Source organism: Bradyrhizobium sp. Pa8 (assembly GCF_052588265.1).
This window is the reverse complement of the sequence record NZ_CP176767.1, coordinates 9,013,741-9,031,950: the sequence shown is the minus strand read 5'-3', so window position 1 is coordinate 9,031,950 and position 18,210 is coordinate 9,013,741. Positions and strand designations below refer to the sequence as shown.

Genomic DNA, 18,210 nt, shown 5'->3' with positions numbered 1-18,210 from the left:
GAGGGGAATGCCGCCAGTAAAAGCCCTTGCCAGACGCTGGGGCGTTTATTGATGCTACCTGGCGCGAAAAGCGCTCATGCTATTAACAATTGCCATTGCGTGTCCTTGAATGCGGACCGCTGGCCGGATGACGTACGGCTTTCGGATATCGAGCCCCGTTTCATCTGCGCCGCCTGCGGCAGGCGGGCGCCGAGAACGATCCTGAGGGAGTGGCGTTCGAATACGAGGTTCTCGAATGAACCGGATCGGCCGCAGGACTATCTACGCCATGTTGGTAATCGTTGTGCTGCTGATCGTCTGGTAGATTCTCGCACCGCCTTGAAGGAGTGCGACGTCGTCGCGCAAGGCCAATGAACCTTGCATACTTGTAACGAGGCGGACACCGAAGCGCCTTCTGGGTGGCCAAATGCTGGCGGAATGTGAGGGCTTATAAAAGCCGACCCTGTCCCACGGAATTTACTCCGATGTTATTTCAAGCGGCGATTATTTGCCTGATCGTACTCAGCATTGGCGTTCTCGTCGCCCACGCGGTTGACGCTCTCAGAACGTAGCGAGCCCGCCAGCGTGAACCGGCGGGCCTCCACCTCGGTCTTCTCAGTTCACGCCCAGAGTCTGGCGTTGAAGTAGATGCGGCTGGGGTCGAGGAGGTTCGTCCGCGGGGCAGCCTCCTCCGATCGGGCTGGGGTACAGTCGCCCGCGCATCGATAATCACGGCGTGATCGCCGATACACATCATCGCACCGGCATGTCGCTTTCGCTCATGCGAGCTGCTCGCCGCTTGCGTCGACTACCTTCCCGCCTTCGCCAAGCCGGCCAAACTCGCCGCCAGCTCATCGCTTCGGAACGGCTTCGTCAGCCGCGACAGGTCCGGCGTGATGCCTTCGTTGTTGGCGTAGCCCGACACGACGAGGATCTGGAGCTCGGGATATTGATTGCGCAGCGCGAGGCCGAGGTCTGTTCCGCTCATGCCGGGCATCAAATGGTCGGTGACGAGCAAGTTCGGCCGCAGGCCTGCCCTGACGCGCTGAAGCGCATCCTCCGCCGAGCCGGCTTCGACGACGTCGTAGCCGAGCTCGCCCAGCATCTCGGCGGTGCTCATGCGCACCAGCGGTTCGTCATCCACCAGCAGAGCCGTGCCGACGGGCTGTGGCCGCAGTCTTGCTTGCGGGACGGCATCAATGGCACCCGCGACGGCGTGGCTGACCGGCAGCCACAGCTCGACTGTCGTCCCCGCCCCCACGGCGCTCCTGATCGTCAGCGCGCCGCCGAGCTGTGACGCGAGGCCGTGAACCATCGAGAGGCCAAGACCGGTGCCTCGCCCGACGCCCTTGGTCGAGAAGAACGGTTCGACGGCGTGGGCCAGCGTGAACTCGTCCATGCCGATGCCGGTGTCGGCGACGGAGATGCAGACATAGGCGCCCGGTGCCAACTCGGAATTGTGAGAGTCTCCAACCGTGCGGGCCTTCGCCGAGATGCGCAACTTGCCGCCGTCGGGCATCGCATCCCTGGCGTTCACGCTGAGGTTCAGGATCGCCATCTCGATCTGGTTGGGATCGGCCATGGCCGCGGGAAGGTCTTCCGGCGTGTCCACGGTCACCTGGATCTGCGGTCCGGTCGTGCTGGAGATCAGGTCTCCCATCTCGGCAACGAGGAGACCGATGTTGACGGGAATGGCCTGAAGCGGTTGCCGGCGCGCGAAAGCGAGCAGGCGCTGAACCAGCGTCTTGGCGCGCTCGGCCGCCTGTGCTGCACCGGCAATGAGGCGATGCTCGCGCTCGCCGCCGATGCCCTTGCGCTGAAACAGGTCGAGCAGGCCGACGATCGGCGTGAGCAGATTGTTGAAGTCGTGCGCGACGCCGCCCGTGAGCTGGCCCATGGCCTCCATCTTCTGGGCCTGGCGGAGCGCCTCCTCGGCCTGCGCGAGCCGCGCCTGCTCCTCCAGGCGATCCGTCACGTCGACCCCGGTCAGGAACGCGCCGATCCGCGTGCCGTCAGGAGCGCGTAGCACCTCGAACTTCATCTCGTAGACGCGGCGGTCGAACCGGGGATCGCCGAACTCATCGATGTTGGTGAAGGCTTCCCCGGCCAGCGCCCGGCTCCAGATCGCGGTTGCCCCAGCGAGATGCCCGGGCCGGTCGGCCAGGAATTCGTGCAGGGAATCGCCGACCTTCGGGCGTTTGCCGTAGATGCGCTGATAGGCATCGGCGCAGGAGGTGTTGATCGCCAGCCAGCGATAATCGAGATCGAGCGCCTGGATCTGTCCGTCGGTGGTCTCCACGATCGTCGCCAGCAAATGACGCTCGGCGGTTCGCTCGGCGACGCGCTGCTCGAGGGTCGTGGTCAGCTCTCTGTATCGCGCTTCGCTCGCCCGCAGCCGCGTCTCGCCCAGCACGCGCTCCGTCGTCTCGGACACGATGCAGAGCACTCCGCCGACCGAGCCGTCATCGTCCTGCACGGCCGAGTAGGAGACGTCCCAGTAGCTGGTTTCGCCGTAGCCGTGGCGCTCGACGTAGAACGGACGATCCTTGGCGGCGAACGTCTTTCTGGTTCGGCGCACGCCTGATAGCAGCGGTTCGAGATCGTCCCACAGCTCTCCCCAGTTTTCGATCGCGGGGCGACCGAGGGCGCGAGGGTGATTGGCGCCGATGCCCGGGGCGTAGGCGTCATTGTAGAGCGCGACGAAGTCAGGCCCCCAGAACAGGACGATCTGGGCTTGCGCGGCCAGCAGCATGCCGACCGTCGCTTTCAGCGCCTGAGACCAATCGCGGGGATGACCGAGCGGAGAATCCGACCAGTCGCGGGCGTTCATCATCGCGCCCAGCTCACTTCCGTCAGCGAGGAAGTCCATTTCAGTTGACTGCCGAGCAGCTTTCTCCGACAGCACCGGACCCCCCGCTACGCGTGACATGGGCGTCCTTGCCCATTCGAGCCGGTATTTCGAGGGCTCGTACTCAAGCGCAGATAACACCCGGCGCGCGCTCTGGTTCCATTCCAGTCGATTCCCGCCGTCCTTGTGCTATTGCTGCTCCCCGCAACGACGCGAGGTTCCCATGCTCCCCATTCCAGCCGACATCTTCACCGAGCCCGAGGACGTCTCGCCCGACGGCCTTGCCAATCTCGGTCCGCTCCGCCGTCTCGCAGGGAGCTGGCAGGCGGACAAGGGCATCGACATCAATCCGAAGGCGGAGGGGCCGGAGCGGCGGACCTTCATCGAGCGCATCCGCATGGATCCGATCGACCCGCAGGCCAACGGGCCGCAGCTGTTTTACGGGCTGCGCTATCACATCCACATCAACACGCCCGAGGAAGACATCACCTTCCACGACCAGGTCGGCTACTGGCTGTGGGAGCCCGCGACCGGGCTGATCATGCAGACGCTCGCGATCCCGCGCGGACAGGTCTTGCTCGCCTCGGGCAAGGCCGGGCCAGATGACAGGAAGATATCGGTCACGGCGAAGCGCGGCGATACCGCTTACGGAATCTGCTCGACCGATTTCCTGGAACAGGCCTTCCGCACCGACTCTTATCGCTGCGACATCACCTTCAACGATGACGGAAGCTGGAGCTATCTGATCCAGACCGAGTTGTTCGTGCGCGGCGCGCCGTTCAACCATCACGACAGCAACACGCTCAAGCTCGTCGCGCCGCCCAAGCTCAATCCACTGGCGGTGATCGTGAAGGATCGCGCCGGGCGCGATGGATCAGCGGCCTGAAGCGTACTCCCTGAAGCGTACTCGGAGAATTGCATGAAGCCCTACGTCATTTGCCTGATGCATTCCGGCCTGGACGGCCGCACGCATGCCAGCCGCTGGCGGCCGAAGGGAGCGGGCACAGACTGGTTCGAGAAGATCCATGACGAGCTCGGCGGCGACGCCTGGGTGATCGGCCGCGTCACCGGCTCCGAGTTCGCCAAGGGCAAGCCCTATCCCGCAACGGCGGGCGAGACATTTCCCCGCCAAAGCTGGTTCGCGCGGCGCGATGCCAAAACCTACGGCGTCGTGCTCGATGCGCAGGGCAAGATCGGCTGGGGCCGGTCAGACATCGGCGGTGACCCGATCGTGGTGGTGCTGACCGAGGGCGTGCCGGATTCGCATCTGGCGGGGCTGCGCGACGAGGGTGTGTCCTATATCTTCGCCGGCAAATCCGAGATCGACCTGGCGCTGACGCTGGACATCCTCAATCGGGAGTTGGGGGTGAAGCGCCTGCTGGTGGAGGGCGGCGGCGTCGCCAACGGCGCCTTCCTGCGCGCCGGCCTCATCGACGAATTCAACCTGATCCTCAGCCCCGCGATCGACGGTGCCAGGGGCGCACCCTTCGTGTTCGATTCGACGGATGCGGACAGCGACAAGCGCGCGCCGCTCGCCGCGATGACGCTGGAGAGCACGCGCGACCTCGGCGGCGGCGTTCTGCTGCTGCGGTATCTGATCAAGAACGACCCGCAAGCGATGCCCAAGTAAGGCATCGGCATGGGACAACCGGAGCATATCGTCATCGTCGGTGCCGGTGCGGCCGGGCTGATGGCGGCGCGCGAGCTGGCACGTGCGGGCAGGACGGTCACGATCCTGGAGGCGCGCGAACGCTGCGGCGGACGCATCCATCCGCTGCCGCCGTCGGAGTTCGGCTGCCCCGCCGATGGCGGCGCCGAATTCGTCCATGGCGAGGCGCCGGTCACGCGCAAGCTCGTGCGCGAGGCGGGACTGTCGCTGCAGGAGATCGAAGGCATCCAGTGGAGCTTTGACGGCACGAGGCTCTCGCGCGAAGACCGTCACGATCCGCACGAGGCAGAGCTTCAAGCCGCGCTGGGGGCGTTGAAGGATGATCTCACGGTTGCCGATTTCCTCCGCAGTTATTTCGCTGTGCCCGAGTATGTTCAGCTGCGCTATTCCATCGAGCGTATGGTCGAGGGCTACGACGCCGCCGACCCCGAGCGCGCCTCGACGCTGGCGCTGCGCGAGGAATGGATGGACGGCGGGCATCACACCCAGGCGCGCATCGTCGGCGGCTATGGTGCGCTGATCGATTTTCTAGAGGGCGAGTGCCGCGGGCTTGGCGTGACGTTTCGCTTCGGCTGCGCGGTATCGGCGATCGAGGAGACGGGCGGCGCGCTGGCCGTCCGCTGCGCCGGCGGCGACGCGCATGGCTGCGATCGCGCGGTCCTCACCGTGCCGCTGCCGTTGTTGCGCGAGATCGCGCTTCCGGAGCCCGCACGCGCGAAGGCTGCGGCAGCTGACGATATCGGCTTCGGCAGCGTGATAAAGATCCTGCTGCGATTCGCGCGGCCGTGGTGGCGCGAGCGAAACGAAGATCTCGCGGACATGACCTTCCTGCTGTCGGACCAGTCGATCCCGGTGTGGTGGACGCGGCATCCGGACCAGCATCCCGTGCTCACGGGCTGGTTCGGCGGGCCGCGAACGGCCGAGCTTGCGAAGCTCGATCGGCAAGGGCTGATCGATGCCGGGGTCGATTCGCTTGCGGCCATCTTCGGCGTGTCGCGGGACGACATCGCGCGCGATCTCGTCGCGACTGCGGCGACCAACTGGCTGCACGATCCCTTCGCCCGCGGCGCCTATTCCTGGTCGACGCCGCGGACGCGCGAGGCCCAGGCGATCCTCGCGCGCGCCGACGGCCCGGTGCTGTTCTCCGGCGAAGCGCTCTATCGCGGCCGCGACATGGGAACGGTCGAGGCGGCGCTGGCGAGCGGGCTGGAGACTGCGGAGATGATTTTGCGGGGATGAAAAAAAGGCCCGCACAAGGCGGGCCTAATCTCTCACCAGCGGCCGCCGCCGAAGCTGAACGTCACGCCGGGACCTCCGCCACCATAGTAGCCGTACGGTCCGCCGCCGTAATAGCCGTGGTGCCTCGGGTAATAGCCGTAGCTCCGATAGTGCGGGCGATAGTAGCCGTGGTTGTGATGGCGCCAGTGGTGATGGCGATGGCCGTGGTGGTGGTGCCTGTGCTGCGCGCTGATGTCGGTGGACTGGCCGGCTGGCGCGTTCTGCTTCGCGCTGGCCTTGCCCGCCGCGTTGGCCGTGGATCCGCCGGCGAGCGCCGCTGCACCCACAGCCATCGCGACAAAGAGATACTTCATGTCATCACTCCAGTTGAGAAGTCGCGTGATAACAGATGGCTGTCCGCTGCGTTCCGGCCAGTGCGGGCGTCGAAACGACGCAGACGGAATTCCGATCGACGTGTGAATGATGTGGCGCGATCTATTGTCGCATCGCTTCGAGCGAAGCGATCACGTCGGCGGCGGCGACGATGCGCGCAAATTCGCCGTTGAGATTCGACAGCGTCATCGCGTGAATCTCTTCAGCCGAATGCTTGTCGCCATCTGGTCCGATCCGGTCGAAGGTCCAGGTCGCATCGCGCACGAGGCTCGCGTCGAAACCGAGATTGCCGGCCATCCGCGTCGTCGTCTCGACGCAATGATTGGTGGTGGCGCCGCAGATCACCAGCGTCCTGATGTTGCCCGCGCGCAGGCGCGTCTCGAGATCGGTGCCGATGAAGGCGCTGTTGACGCGCTTGACGATCACCGCCTCGCCCGGCGCTTCGCGCGCCTCGTCCTTGACCGCGTAGCCGGAGTTTTGCGGCAGGAACGACGAGGTCGGCTTGGTGCCCTCGTGGCGGATGTGGAAGATCGGCGCGCCGCGCTTCCTGAATGCCTTGAGCAGATCGGCGATGCGCGCCACCGCATCCGGATTGTTGCGCCGCTTGCCGGCGGCCTCCCATTCGTCGAATGCGCGCTGGACGTCGACGACGACGAGGGCGGGGAGGGGGTGGGACATAGGAGCGGCTTCCAGACTTGCTTGCTGCGCGTAGTATGCGGGGTGACCGACGTGGCAGGCAATGTCGATTTTCCCTCGTTTCGCGACAGCTCTCGTGCCCCGGACGCAGCGCAGCGTCTCTTCGACGGTGCGCTGCAGAGCCGGGGCCCATGTCTCCACGTGCGATCTGTGCGGCATGGGTCCCGGCTCTGCGGACCAGCGCTACGCGCTGCACCGCGTCCGGGACACGGAGAGCTGCGCGAGTGCTCGGGCCTCACGGATGCGGATCGGGAAACCCGTGGCGTTCGGAGAGCGCGGCGAGGATCGCGTCCTTGTCGGCGATGAAGGTGCGGCCCTGGTGGCTACCGGTCCGGTGCGGCGACGTCGTCCCGTCGGCCAGCACGAGCAGCGGCAGCGACTGGTTCTCCTCGCCGACCAGCGCGATCACCGGCAGCCTTGGCCGCGGCCATGCGATGCGCTCAGCGTCGAGCTTTTCCGCGAGCTGCGGAAACGAGGCGAGCACGCCCTCGATCAGCGCGCAATGCCAGCAATAGAAGCGCTGGCCCGGAAAGGCGGGGTCCTCGAAACCAGGGCGCAGCAGAAACAGGCGGTCGCGAGTCATGAATCGCTCCAAAGCATGGCGCGATCATACATGCCGGCAGCAGCGGACGATGCCGTTACTTGAACGGATCCTGGATCGATGGTGACGATTGCCGGATGCGGCGCACGCTCACCGGCTTGCCGTCGGAGACGAACAGCAGCTCGTATCGGCGGCCCTCGCTGTCGGTCGCGGTGCAGGTGACGTCCGTGACTTTCTTTGCGGCGAAATTGCCGGTCTGGCGGCAGACGCCGGTCGAGGTCTGCTCGGCCGGCACCGGCAGGCCGTCGACCTTGGGCCGGTCCTTGGAATTGAGCAGCATGCGGTCGATTCGCAGCTCGTAGGAATTGTCGTCCGCGCGCTGGCCGTTCTCGCCGGAGAACGACACGACGTGGTTCGCGTCGGAGGGATCGTCGACGGCGACCGCGAAATTGACCCGGCCCTTGTCACCATGGGCGTAAGCCACCGTCTTGCAAGCGAAGGTGCGCCCCGCGACCTTCAGCGTCTTGCAGTGGCCCGACATCAGCGCCAGCAGGTCGATGAAGGCGTTTTGCGCCGGCGGGTTGTTGACGGGGATGGGCGCAGAAGACTCGGCAAAACAAGGGCTTGCGAGAGCCGCGAGGGCCGCGGCGAGGACCGGTCGGCGGAGGCGCATCATCAGGCTCGTATGCCAGGGGGCCGCGGCGGCGGAAAAGTTCCGCTCAACAACGAGCAAACCGCAAATTGGTTGCGATCCCGTTTGTTCAGCCAAGCCCGCCTGGAATACCACCGCACCACCCATCGGCGATTCACCCGGTCGCCCATCCCGTCCTAGCAGGCACTTGCTGCCAGACCGATGTTTTTTTCGTGGCAGAGCTAGCCCGTCGCCGTCTGCCAGCGCGCGTCGCGGAGGGAGGGCCGGCGGTGCAGGCGGGCGTCGAGCAGCGCGCGGGCGCGGGGCAGCTCGCCGCCGCGCATGAGCGCGACGATGTAGGTATCCTCGATCAGTTCGCGCTGGGCATGGCTGCCGCCGATACGCACGACCTCGCTGAGGACGGGCGCGAGCGTTTGCACGCATGACGCGTAATCCTCGCGGGCAAAGGCCACGAGCGCACGGCAGATCGCCGGCACCACGGGACCGGCCGGCAGCTTGCCGTCGCCGAGCCGCTGCTCGATCGCCGCAAGGCGCGCGGCCAGCGCCTCCTGGTTCTGCGTCGCCGCGGCGAACAGCGCCATGTGGACGTCGGCAAAGGGCAGGCTCGATCTCGGAAACAGTTTTTGCGCGGTGGCATGGGCCTCGAGCCAGAGTGCCTCCGGCACGGTGTGGCCGTAAGCCGACAGACGCCAGAGCAGCGAGGCGCCGTCGGTGATGACGTTGAGCGGCGGCGCCTGCGTGGCGGAGGGCTGAAGCACGTCGGCGTAGATCGCAAGCGCGCGCGCCGCATCGCCGTGCTCGAGCGCGCCGAGCGCCTGGTGCCAGCGGATATGGCCGTGCAGGATGCCGGTGCGGTCGTAAGAGGGGATCCATTCGTCGACGAGACGGTCGGCCGCGTCGATCGAGCCGTCCTCGAACATCGCATGCAGCACGGCGTGCGCGGCGTGGGCGTTCTGACGGCGCAGGTCGAAGCCACGCTCGGTGACGCCGCGGCCGCGCGCGACGTCGCCATTCTCCGTCATGGCCCAGCCGGACATGGTGAGAAACCACCAGTCTTCGCCATAATGCTGCGCGACGCGCTCGCACAGCTCGTGCCGCGCGCGGTCGTGATCGGGCATGCCCGAGAACGCGAACAGACCGAACGCGCCGAGCGGCAGCGACAGCACCACCGCGTCGCGCGGCCAGCTCTCGACATGCTTCAGCGTCGATGCGATCGCCTCGGGCAGCCGGCCCTCGATCGCAAGCGCCAGGGTCTCGACATGGGAGCGCTCGCGCTCCGTGCCGTGCCTGGCGACGCGTTCGCGTGCCACAGCCGCCTTCTGCCGCGCGAGGTCGCCCTGCTGATAGAAGGCATGGACGCGGGCGCGGGCGATGTGGGGAAGCGCGAAATCCGGATCGGCCGCAATCGCGCGTTCCAGCGCCTCCGCCGTGCCGGTCCAGCCGGCCAGCATGAGATCGACGCCTTCGCGATAGGCGGCTGCCGCCTCGTGCGAAGACGTCGAGAGCGAAAGGCCGTAGCGGTCTTCGTGCGCCGTCATCGTCTCAGCTCTCAAGCCGTCCGCGCGCGACGTCCCTCGATCGGATAGGCCGGGTCGTTGTAGCCCGGCGTCGAGGGATGGCCCGGCACGACCAGCCTGTCGATCAGCGCCTCGTCATCCGCCGTGAAGCGGTAGTCGAGCGCGCGGATGTAGCCGTCCCACTGCTCCTCGGTGCGCGGGCCGGCGACGATCGAGCTGACAAAGGCGGAGTTCAGCACCCAGGCGACCGCGAACTGGCCGGCGGTGATGCCTTTCGTCTCGGCGTGGTGCTTGATCTCCTGCGCGAGCTGGAGCGATTCCGGCCGCCATTCCGTCTGCATCATGCGGGTGTCGTTGCGGCCGGCGCGTGTCTCCTTGTCCGGGGCCGCGTCGGGCTTGTACTTGCCGGTGAGCACGCCGCGTGCCAGCGGGCTGTAGGGCACGATGCCGAGGCCGTAATAGGAACAGGCCGGGAAATGCTCGACCTCCGGCATGCGGTTCATCGCATTGTAATAAGGCTGGCTCACCGCGGGACGGTCGATGCCGAGCCGGTCGCAGATGTTGCAGATCTCGGCGACGCGCCAGGCGCGGTAGTTCGAGACGCCGAAATAGCGCACCTTGCCGGCCCGGATCAGATCGCCCATCGCGCGCACCGTCTCCTCCAGCGGCGTCGCATGGTCTTCCTTGTGCAGATAGTAGATGTCGATGTGGTCGGTGCCGAGCCGCTTCAGGCTCTCGTCGGCTGCCTGCAACACCCAGCGGCGCGACAGGCCGACACGGTTGGGATCGTCGCCCATTCCGTTGTTCATGGGGTTGGCGAGTTTCGTAGCGAGCACCCAGGCGTGACGGTTGTTGCCGATGGCGCGGCCGACGACCTCCTCGGATGCGCCCTTCGAATAGGCATCCGCCGTGTCGATGAAATTGATCCCGGCCTCATGCGCCTTGGCGATGATCCGATTTGATGCGGCTTCATCGGTCGGCCCGCCGAACATCATGGTGCCCAGACAGATCGGCGAGACTTTCAGGCCGGTGCGGCCGAGCTGGCGGTATTGCATGGGCGGGTCCTCGATGCCTTCGTTAGCGCTAGCATAGCCATCTCGTTTCGTCATTGCGAGCGCAGTGAAGCAATCCAGAGATGCGTCCGCGGAAAGATGCTGGATTGCTCCGCTGCGCTCGCAATGACGAGATTGGGGCACGATCGTGCCCCACACTCGGTGTCATCGCCCGACTTGATCGGGCGATCCAGTATTCCGAGGCGGATGTGATTGAGCCGAGAGGCTGCGGCGTACTGGGTCGCCCGGTCAAGCCGGGCGACGACAGTGGTAGGTATGGCACGCAGCGGCGGCAGGCCGACCGCGCGCCGCTACGCCGGCCCCTTCAAGATCTTGAACACGCCATTCGCCATCACGATGCAGCGGCCGTCGACGGTGACTTCGGTGCTCATGAAGATGAGGCTGCGCGTCGAGCGCACCACGCGCGGGCGGGAGATCAGGATGTCGCCGATCTGGCCGGCCTCGACGAAATGGGTGTCGAGCTGCACCGTCGCCATGAATTCCTTGCCGGAAACGTAGCGGGCGGTCATGCCGCAGGTGCGGTCCGCAAACGTCATCATCACGCCGCCCTGGACCATGCCGCGGCGATTGTGGTGCTTGTCCTCGGTGGCGAGCGCGAATTCGTAATGGCCGTCGACCTTGCGCTCCCATAACGGGCCGATCAGGTGCATGAAGCCCGTGGTCTCCAGGATGCTCCAGCCGTCCGATTTGAGCCTTGCGGCGGCCTTGTTGGTCATATCGTCGTCCATTGCTGCGCGGGCCTTGCGAGCTCATTTCATCGGGGCCGGACGTGGTGTAGTCAAGTATCATGAGACCATTCGACGATGCCACACGGCGGAATATCGCGGCTGCCTGCGCGGCCTTCATGCGCCTGCCGGAAGATGATGCGCCGGGGGCATTGAAGCGTGCCGCGGTGGCGGTCGCGCTGACCGCGGCGAGTGACGGCGATGACACCGCATTCCTGCTCACGCTGCGCGCGTCACACCTGCGCGCCCATCGCGGCCAATGGGCCTTGCCGGGCGGTCGCTGCGATGCCGGCGAGACGCCGGTCGAGGCGGCGCTGCGCGAGCTGGATGAGGAGCTTGGTCTTCGCCTCACGCACGCGGAGGTGCTCGGCACGCTCGACGATTATCCGACTCGCTCCGGCTATCTGATCACGCCGGTGGTGGTCTGGACGGCCGACAGTGCCGCGATCCGGCCGAACCCGGATGAGGTCGCCTCCGTCCATCGCATTTCGCTCGCCACGATCGAGCGCGAAGACGCGTTCGACTTCATCGCGATCCCCGAAAGCTCCCGCCGCGTGATCCGCTTCCATCACGAGACGAGCCTGATTCACGCGCCGACCGCGGCGCTGATCTACCAGTTCCGCGAGGTGCTGGCGGGACGTCACACCCGGGTCACCGAGCTGGAACAGCCGGTGTTCGCCTGGAAGTGACGATGGTAAACGGCGCGTTAACGTGACGGTTACCGGATGCCTGCTAAGAGGGCAGCATGCATCATTCGATTCGAAAACATCTCGCGCTGGTTCCATTCGCGCTCGTCCTGCTTGCGCCCGCCGCGCGCGGCGGCGAGGCGGACGCGCTGCCGCCCGCCGTCCGCGATGCCAAGGCCCAGTTGCTGTCGCAGTTTTTTGCGCAGGGTGGGGCGTCGCCGGCCGTGCTCGAATATCGCCGCAAGCTGCAGGAATATCAGGCGGCGCGCGCGGCCTTCGACGAAGAGGCGGGTGCCTATTGGAGCCAGATCTCCGAGAAGCGGAAAGGCCGCAACGCCAAGCGGCGCAGCGGACAGCAGGTGACGCTTGACGATTATGTGCTGCAGCATCCGCCGCTCTATAACGGGCCGAAGCGGCCGGTGAATCCGGAGCCAGAGGAAACGCCGGATCGCCCGGCCAGAAAGCCGATACCGGTGGTCGCCGATCTCCTGCAGGCGGCGCGGGAGCTCTACCAGTTCACGCCGCAGCGGCCGTCCAGCGAGGTCGAGTTCAAGCGCGCTTATGCGCGCTACGCGCTCGCCTCGGGGCTGACGCGCGAGCAGGCGGTGCGGGTCTATTCGTTCGAGACCGGCGGCACCGGCAGTTACGACGTGCAGGCCGGAATCGAACACGGCGGCAAGCGCGCGATCTCGACCGCGATGGGCTACAACCAGCTCCTGACCACCAACAGCGTCGAGCTGCTGGCCGAGCAGGGGCATGAACTCATCCGTGCGCTTTCCGACAAGGTGGCGCGGACGTCGGGGCCGGCGCGCCAGCCGCTCGAGCACAAGCTTGCCGTGCTGAAGAAGATGGTGGCGCAGGCGAAGTCGGTGCCGGACACCTGGTCGGAGCACGAGAAGATCGGCAACACCGCGCAGGGCTGGGCCATGCATGCCATGGTGCTGGACATCGACATCGGCCCGATGCTGCAAACCCACAAGCTTTTGACTTCGGTGCTGTTCGCGCGCGCCAAGGGCTACACCCGGCCGCTCAGCGCCGCCGAGCTCGAGATGATGAACCTCACCGGCGACGGCACCGGCCTCGACATGGTGACGATGCCGCCGGCGATGCGCGAGCAGGTGCCGACCTCGAATTTCTTCCAGCGCGGCGGATACGAGCGCAACCCGGTCGCGATCCGCCACAACACGGTGGCCAAGCTGCTGGCGGTGACGGACACGCGGATGGACTCGAACAGCAACAATGCCGGCGCGCGGGAGCTGGCAGGGGCGTTTTAGTCCTCGCTGCCACATCCTCCGCTGTCATGCCCCGGCTTGACCGGGGCATCCAGTACGCCGCAGCCTCTCGATTCAATCACAACGGCCTCTGGAATACTGGATCACCCGCTTTCGCGGGTGATGACACCGAGTGAGTGGCGCCGGCTTCCTACTGATCCGACCCGAACTTGAACTTGCCGTCGCCTTCGAGATACGGGCCGCTGCGCATGTAGAGCTGGCCGTTGTGGCCGATGAAGAACAGCGTGCCTTTCGGCACCTTCTTGGCGCCCTTCAGGAGTTCACCGGCATTGCTGGTGCCCATCTTGTAGGAGAAGGTCTTGCCTTCCTTGTCATAGGCATAGCCCGTGTCGGGCTTGAGCTCCCAGGGCGTTGCCGCGGTCTGCGCCAATGCGGGTGCGCTGAATGCGCCGAGCGTTGCCGTGAGTGCAAGTGCAAATGTCTTCGTTGAAAATGCCATCATCCCATCCTCCCCATCATTGGGGTTGCCGTCTTGAACAAATCACGAACGGCGTTTACAGGTCAATTTGCGAAAGCGCCGCAGCGCATCAAGTCCTGGCCAGCAGTTTGTGATTTTCCCTTCGTCCCCGCGCGACTATGTTCCGCTTTCAGTCTAGAACGCAATTCGACAAAAATATTGGTAGGGGGATGATTCGGATGAACCATGTCGTGAAAGCCTGCTCAGCCGCCGCGCTGTTGGTGACGGCGCTAGCGCCCGCGGCCCGGGCGGATGACTACCAGCTCAGCCACAACCAGCGGATTTCGTGCAGCCGTGGCCTCGCCCCGGGCAAGCTGAACACCGCGACCTGCAAGTCCTACACCTACCTCTTCAATACCAAGACCTCGGAATATTTCCGCTGCCAGGTCTCGCTCGCGCTGACCCGCGACAACAAGGAAGTCATCAACGTCCAGACCGACGGCGGCTGCACCAAGAAGCCACGCATCTTCGAGACCGACGGCCACTACGATTTCGACGCCACCGAGACCGAGCCGCCGAACACCAACTCGTTCTTCGGTCCCGGCGGCTACTCGGTCTGGGCCGCCGACGTCAGCGCGCAGAAAGTGCGCGGCTGCATCATCATCTCCTCCGGCCTCGGCTCCGACATCTCCAAGTGCCTGGACATGACCTTCCAATAAGGACTTGCGAGTAAGGCTTGCCAGCGCGGCGAGACACGCGCCAGACCCTGACTGCGCCACCACGCCGCACCTCGAGGGTTCCCCAAAAATCGAGCCGGGTCAGCCGTTTACCGCAGTCCTGTTGTGACTTTTGGATGGGTTGACCCGTCCCCCTCATCCGGCCAATTTCCCGGCCGGTTTGGGGAGTACAACAACCATGAAACGGACGATTTTCGGCGTGGCCGCGGCTCTTGCCCTGGCGGCGTCCGGACCTTGCGCGCATGCGCAATCCTTCATCAACGTGCTGACCGGCGGCACCTCCGGCGTCTACTATCCGCTCGGGGTCGCGATCGGGAAGATCTACGGCGACAAGATTCCGAACGTGAAGACGCAGGTGCAGGCCACCAAGGCGTCGGTCGAGAACCTGATCCTGCTCCAGCAGGGCCGCGGCGAAATCGCCTTCACGCTGGGTGACTCGCTCAAAGCCGCCTGGGACGGCGACGAGGAAGCCGGCTTCAAGACCAAGCTCGACAAGCTCAGGACCATCGGCGCGATCTATCCGAACTACATCCAGATTGTCGCGACCGCCGAATCGGGCATCAAGACGCTCGCAGACCTCAAGGGCAAGAGCCTGTCGGTCGGCGCGCCGAAGTCGGGCACCGAGCTCAATTCCCGCGCGATCCTCGGCGCTGCCGGCATGAGCTACAAGGACCTCGGCAAGGTCGAGTATCTGCCGTTCGCCGAATCCGTCGATCTCATGAAGAACCGCCAGCTCGGTGCGACCCTCCAGTCGGCCGGCCTTGGCGTCGCCTCGCTGAAGGATCTCTCGACCTCGAGTCCGATCACGGTGGTGTCGGTGCCGAAGGAGACCGTCGACAAGATCGGCCCGCCCTTCATCTCGGCGATCATCCCGGCCAATACCTATACCGGCCAGGACAAGGACGTCCCGACGGCTGCCGTGGTGAACTACCTCGTCACCAGCTCCGCGGTGTCGGACGATCTCGCCTACCAGATGACCAAGCTGATCTACGAGTCGCTGCCGGAATTGCAGAACGCGCACGCCGCGGGCAAGGAGATCAAGCTCGAGACCGCCGCCACCGGCAGCCCGGTTCCGCTGCACCCCGGCGCGATCCGCTACTACAAGGAAAAAGGGCTGATCAAGTAAGATCGGCTTCCTCCGTATCGTCATGCCCGGGCTTGTCCCGGGCATCCACGTTCTTGGAGGCGGTGTGACCGTGGATGGCCGGGACAAGCCCGGCCATGACGTGTGCGGGAACAGTGCCTTTGCTATAACGACGACCCAACAGGGCGCGGGGAATTATCGATGTTGCAGGCAGAGGGCACCGCGGCGGCGCCCGAGAAGGTCAAGGTCGAGTTCGACAATTTCGAGCATGGTTTTCCGGAAGGTTTTGGCCCGGGCTGGTGGGGCAATCTCGCCTACTGGATCGGCATCGCGTTTGCGACCTTCCAGCTCTATGTCGCCGCATTCAACTATTTGCCGAGCCAGGTGGTGCGCGGCGTCCATGTCGGCTTCCTCGTTCTCCTTACCTTCGGCCTGATCGCCAACTTCACCGCGAAGAGCAATGCCGGTCGCGCGCTTGGCTGGGTGATCGGCGCCGCCGGCTTCTTCTGCGGCCTCTATCAATGGATCTTCTATGCCGATTTGATCGCGCGCGACGGCGATCCGACGCGGCTCGATCTTGCGGTCGGCACCCTGCTCGCGGTGCTGATCTTCGAGGGCACGCGGCGCCTGATGGGCGCGGCGCTGCCGCTGATGTGCGGCGCGTGTCTCGTCTACTGGTTCTTCGGGCAGTATCTGCCGTCGCCGCTCAACCATCGCGGCTATGATTTCGACCAGATCGTCACGCATCTGTCATTCGGCACCGAAGGCTTTTATGGGGTGCCAATCTACGTCTCGGCGACCTACATCTTCCTGTTCATCCTGTTCGGCTCGTTCCTGGAACGCGCCGGCATGATCCAGCTGTTCACCGACGTTTCTCTAGGGCTATTTGGCAGGACCCGCGGCGGCCCCGCCAAGGTCGCAGTGTTCGCCTCGGGCATGATGGGCACCATCTCCGGCTCCGGCGTCGCCAACGTCGTCACGGTCGGCCAGTTCACGATTCCCCTGATGATCAAGTTCGGCTATCGCCGCGCGTTTGCGGCGGGCGTCGAGGCGACGGCCTCGATGGGCGGGCAGATCATGCCGCCGGTGATGGGCGCGGTCGCCTTCATCATGGCGGAGACGCTCGGCGTCCAGTACTCGGAAATCGTCAAGGCGGCGGCGATCCCCGCCATCCTCTATTTCGCGTCTGCCTTCTGGATGGTGCATCTGGAGGCCGGCAAGCACGGTCTCGTCGGCATGAAGCGCTCGGAAATCCCGAGCGCCTGGAAGGCGCTGGTAACGCGCTGGTACCTCGTGCTGCCGCTCGCTGCGCTGGTCTACATGCTGTTCGAAGGCTTTACGCCGCTCTATGCCGGCAGCATGGGCCTCGCACTGACGGTGACGCTGATCCTCGGTGCCAGCATTACCGCCGGCGCCTCGTCGATGGTGATCCGCTACATCTTCTGGATCGGGCTTGCACTCGTCGTTGCCGCGCTGTCGCGTGACGGCTTGCAGATCGTGCCGGTCGCGAGCGTCGTGGTCGGATTGATCGTGATCACCGCGTTCGTCCGTGGCGGGTTTAAAGCCCTGCGCGACTGCCGCGATGCGTTGGCCGAGAGCGCCAAATCCGCGATCACCGTCGGCATGGCCTGCGCCATTGTCGGCGTCATCATCGGCATGATGTCGCAGACCGGCGTCGGCACCATCTTCGGGGGCTGGGTGATCGGGCTCGGCGAGAAGAGCCTGTTCCTGGCCCTGATCATGACCATGCTGCTGTCGATCCTGCTCGGCACGGGCATCCCGACCATTCCGACCTACATCATCACCGCCGCGCTTGCCGCGCCGGCGCTGGCGAAGCTCGGCGTGCCCCTGATCGCGAGCCACATGTTCGCGTTCTATTACGGCATCATGGCCGACCTCTCGCCGCCGGTGGCGCTTGCCGCATTGGCGGCGGCGCCGATCGCGAAGGAGAACCCGGACAAGATCGGCTGGGAGGCGATGCGCATCGCGCTTGCCGGCTACGTCATCCCCTTCATCTTCGTCTATTCGCCGGCGCTGATGTTGCAGGCCGGCGATCCCATGGCGGCCAAGCTCGGCTTCTACGGCGCGGTGGCGCTCGCGAGCTTTAAGGCACTGGTGGCGATCGCGCTGTTCGGCATGGTCGCGATCGGCTTCCTGTTCACGCGGCTGACGCTGCTTGAACGCGTGGTCGCGCTCGGCGCCGCGCTGTGCCTGCTCGGCGACTTCGCCTTCAGCGACACCGTGGGCTTCCTGCTCTCCGCCGCGCTCGTGCTGTGGCAATGGCGGCAGCGTCCGCCGGCCATCGTCGAAGCGGCGTGAGCCTCTGCTTCGCAACAGCTTCAGGCGCGAAAGCGCTGGCGCTTTCAGCCTTCACGCTGGTGTGGACGCATTCGATCGCGAAGGTCGATTGGCAGGAGGACTGGCGCATCACGCCTGCCGGCCTCGAACTGGTGCAGGCGCGGGTCAAAGGCACCGGCCCCGGCATGGAGCCGCCGCCCGAGGCACGGCTCGTCGACGGCTGGTTTCAATGGCAGCCGCAGCGTGCACCGATGCCGGAGGTCGTGCTCGGCAATTCGGGCGCGGCCGGGGAATGGCGGTTATGCCATGATGGAAGCTGCCGGACTCTTTCGGAGATTGTCGGGCATCCCATTGGTGCTAACGTCACGACGATGAAGGTCTGCAACGATCCGTAGCTCGCCACGC

At 65.5% G+C, this 18,210-nt stretch carries 18 protein-coding genes; 9 read left to right on the top strand and 9 right to left on the bottom strand.

The features are described from left to right. Window positions 1-787 precede the first annotated feature (787 nt). Complete coding sequence (locus ACKWRH_RS42860; RefSeq protein WP_445218459.1) at window positions 788-2,848, bottom strand: ATP-binding protein; 2,061 nt, start codon at window positions 2,846-2,848, stop codon at window positions 788-790. A 202-nt stretch (window positions 2,849-3,050) separates the two neighbouring features. On the opposite strand from ACKWRH_RS42860, the gene ACKWRH_RS42855 reads away from it, so the two are divergent. Genes ACKWRH_RS42855 through ACKWRH_RS42845 form a run of 3 tightly spaced genes read left to right on the top strand, consistent with a single transcriptional unit; the run spans window position 3,051 to window position 5,735 of the window. Beyond that, a complete protein-coding gene (locus tag ACKWRH_RS42855; RefSeq protein WP_063985871.1) occupies window positions 3,051-3,713 on the top strand; it encodes an FABP family protein in 663 nt (220 codons plus the stop codon). Between the two features lie 33 nt (window positions 3,714-3,746). Beyond that, complete coding sequence (locus tag ACKWRH_RS42850) at window positions 3,747-4,457, top strand: RibD family protein (protein WP_445218458.1); 711 nt, start codon at window positions 3,747-3,749, stop codon at window positions 4,455-4,457. 9 nt (window positions 4,458-4,466) lie between these two features. Continuing rightward, a complete protein-coding gene (locus tag ACKWRH_RS42845) occupies window positions 4,467-5,735 on the top strand; it encodes a flavin monoamine oxidase family protein (protein WP_445218457.1) in 1,269 nt (422 codons plus the stop codon). A 32-nt stretch (window positions 5,736-5,767) separates the two neighbouring features. On the opposite strand, the gene ACKWRH_RS42840 is transcribed toward ACKWRH_RS42845, so the two are convergent. From ACKWRH_RS42840 to ACKWRH_RS42810, 7 genes are all read right to left on the bottom strand, one after another. After that, entirely contained in the window at window positions 5,768-6,088 is a 321-nt protein-coding gene (locus ACKWRH_RS42840) for a hypothetical protein (protein ID WP_445218456.1), read from the bottom strand. 121 nt (window positions 6,089-6,209) lie between these two features. Further along, on the bottom strand, window positions 6,210-6,785 hold the full coding sequence (locus ACKWRH_RS42835; protein ID WP_445218455.1) for a cysteine hydrolase family protein: 576 nt from the start codon (window positions 6,783-6,785) through the stop codon (window positions 6,210-6,212). Window positions 6,786-7,038: 253 nt separating this feature from the next. Beyond that, window positions 7,039-7,386, bottom strand: coding sequence for a DUF3088 domain-containing protein (locus tag ACKWRH_RS42830; protein ID WP_445218454.1), 348 nt, complete (start codon window positions 7,384-7,386; stop codon window positions 7,039-7,041). A 55-nt stretch (window positions 7,387-7,441) separates the two neighbouring features. Further along, entirely contained in the window at window positions 7,442-8,017 is a 576-nt protein-coding gene (locus ACKWRH_RS42825; protein WP_445222576.1) for a hypothetical protein, read from the bottom strand. Window positions 8,018-8,217: 200 nt separating this feature from the next. Then, complete coding sequence (locus tag ACKWRH_RS42820; protein ID WP_445218453.1) at window positions 8,218-9,534, bottom strand: tetratricopeptide repeat protein; 1,317 nt, start codon at window positions 9,532-9,534, stop codon at window positions 8,218-8,220. Between the two features lie 11 nt (window positions 9,535-9,545). After that, on the bottom strand, window positions 9,546-10,568 hold the full coding sequence (locus ACKWRH_RS42815; protein WP_445218452.1) for an aldo/keto reductase: 1,023 nt from the start codon (window positions 10,566-10,568) through the stop codon (window positions 9,546-9,548). 308 nt (window positions 10,569-10,876) lie between these two features. Then, a complete protein-coding gene (locus ACKWRH_RS42810) occupies window positions 10,877-11,302 on the bottom strand; it encodes a PaaI family thioesterase (protein WP_028159161.1) in 426 nt (141 codons plus the stop codon). A 71-nt stretch (window positions 11,303-11,373) separates the two neighbouring features. On the opposite strand from ACKWRH_RS42810, the gene ACKWRH_RS42805 reads away from it, so the two are divergent. Both ACKWRH_RS42805 and ACKWRH_RS42800 read left to right on the top strand, forming a co-directional pair. Next, entirely contained in the window at window positions 11,374-12,000 is a 627-nt protein-coding gene (locus tag ACKWRH_RS42805) for an NUDIX hydrolase (protein ID WP_445218451.1), read from the top strand. A gap of 56 nt (window positions 12,001-12,056) precedes the next feature. Next, on the top strand, window positions 12,057-13,271 hold the full coding sequence (locus ACKWRH_RS42800; protein ID WP_445218450.1) for a hypothetical protein: 1,215 nt from the start codon (window positions 12,057-12,059) through the stop codon (window positions 13,269-13,271). Window positions 13,272-13,419: 148 nt separating this feature from the next. Here the strand turns inward: ACKWRH_RS42800 and ACKWRH_RS42795 are convergent, their stop codons facing one another. Beyond that, window positions 13,420-13,728, bottom strand: a complete 309-nt coding sequence (locus ACKWRH_RS42795; protein WP_445222575.1) for a hypothetical protein — start codon at window positions 13,726-13,728, stop codon at window positions 13,420-13,422. A 197-nt stretch (window positions 13,729-13,925) separates the two neighbouring features. Here ACKWRH_RS42795 and ACKWRH_RS42790 point away from each other — a divergent pair, with 197 nt between their 5' ends. The 4 genes from ACKWRH_RS42790 (at window position 13,926) to ACKWRH_RS42775 (ending at window position 18,200) form a co-directional block, all read left to right on the top strand. Beyond that, window positions 13,926-14,405 (top strand): hypothetical protein, encoded by a 480-nt coding sequence (locus ACKWRH_RS42790; protein WP_445218449.1) that lies wholly within the window; start codon window positions 13,926-13,928, stop codon window positions 14,403-14,405. A 196-nt stretch (window positions 14,406-14,601) separates the two neighbouring features. Next, window positions 14,602-15,549, top strand: a complete 948-nt coding sequence (locus ACKWRH_RS42785) for a TAXI family TRAP transporter solute-binding subunit (protein WP_445218448.1) — start codon at window positions 14,602-14,604, stop codon at window positions 15,547-15,549. Between the two features lie 159 nt (window positions 15,550-15,708). Then, entirely contained in the window at window positions 15,709-17,826 is a 2,118-nt protein-coding gene (locus ACKWRH_RS42780) for a TRAP transporter permease (protein ID WP_445218447.1), read from the top strand. After that, the gene (locus tag ACKWRH_RS42775; protein WP_445218446.1) at window positions 17,787-18,200 is read left to right on the top strand and encodes a DUF1850 domain-containing protein; all 414 of its coding nucleotides are present in this window, start codon (window positions 17,787-17,789) and stop codon (window positions 18,198-18,200) included. Before ACKWRH_RS42780 ends, ACKWRH_RS42775 begins: the two co-directional genes overlap by 40 nt. Window positions 18,201-18,210: the final 10 nt, after the last annotated feature.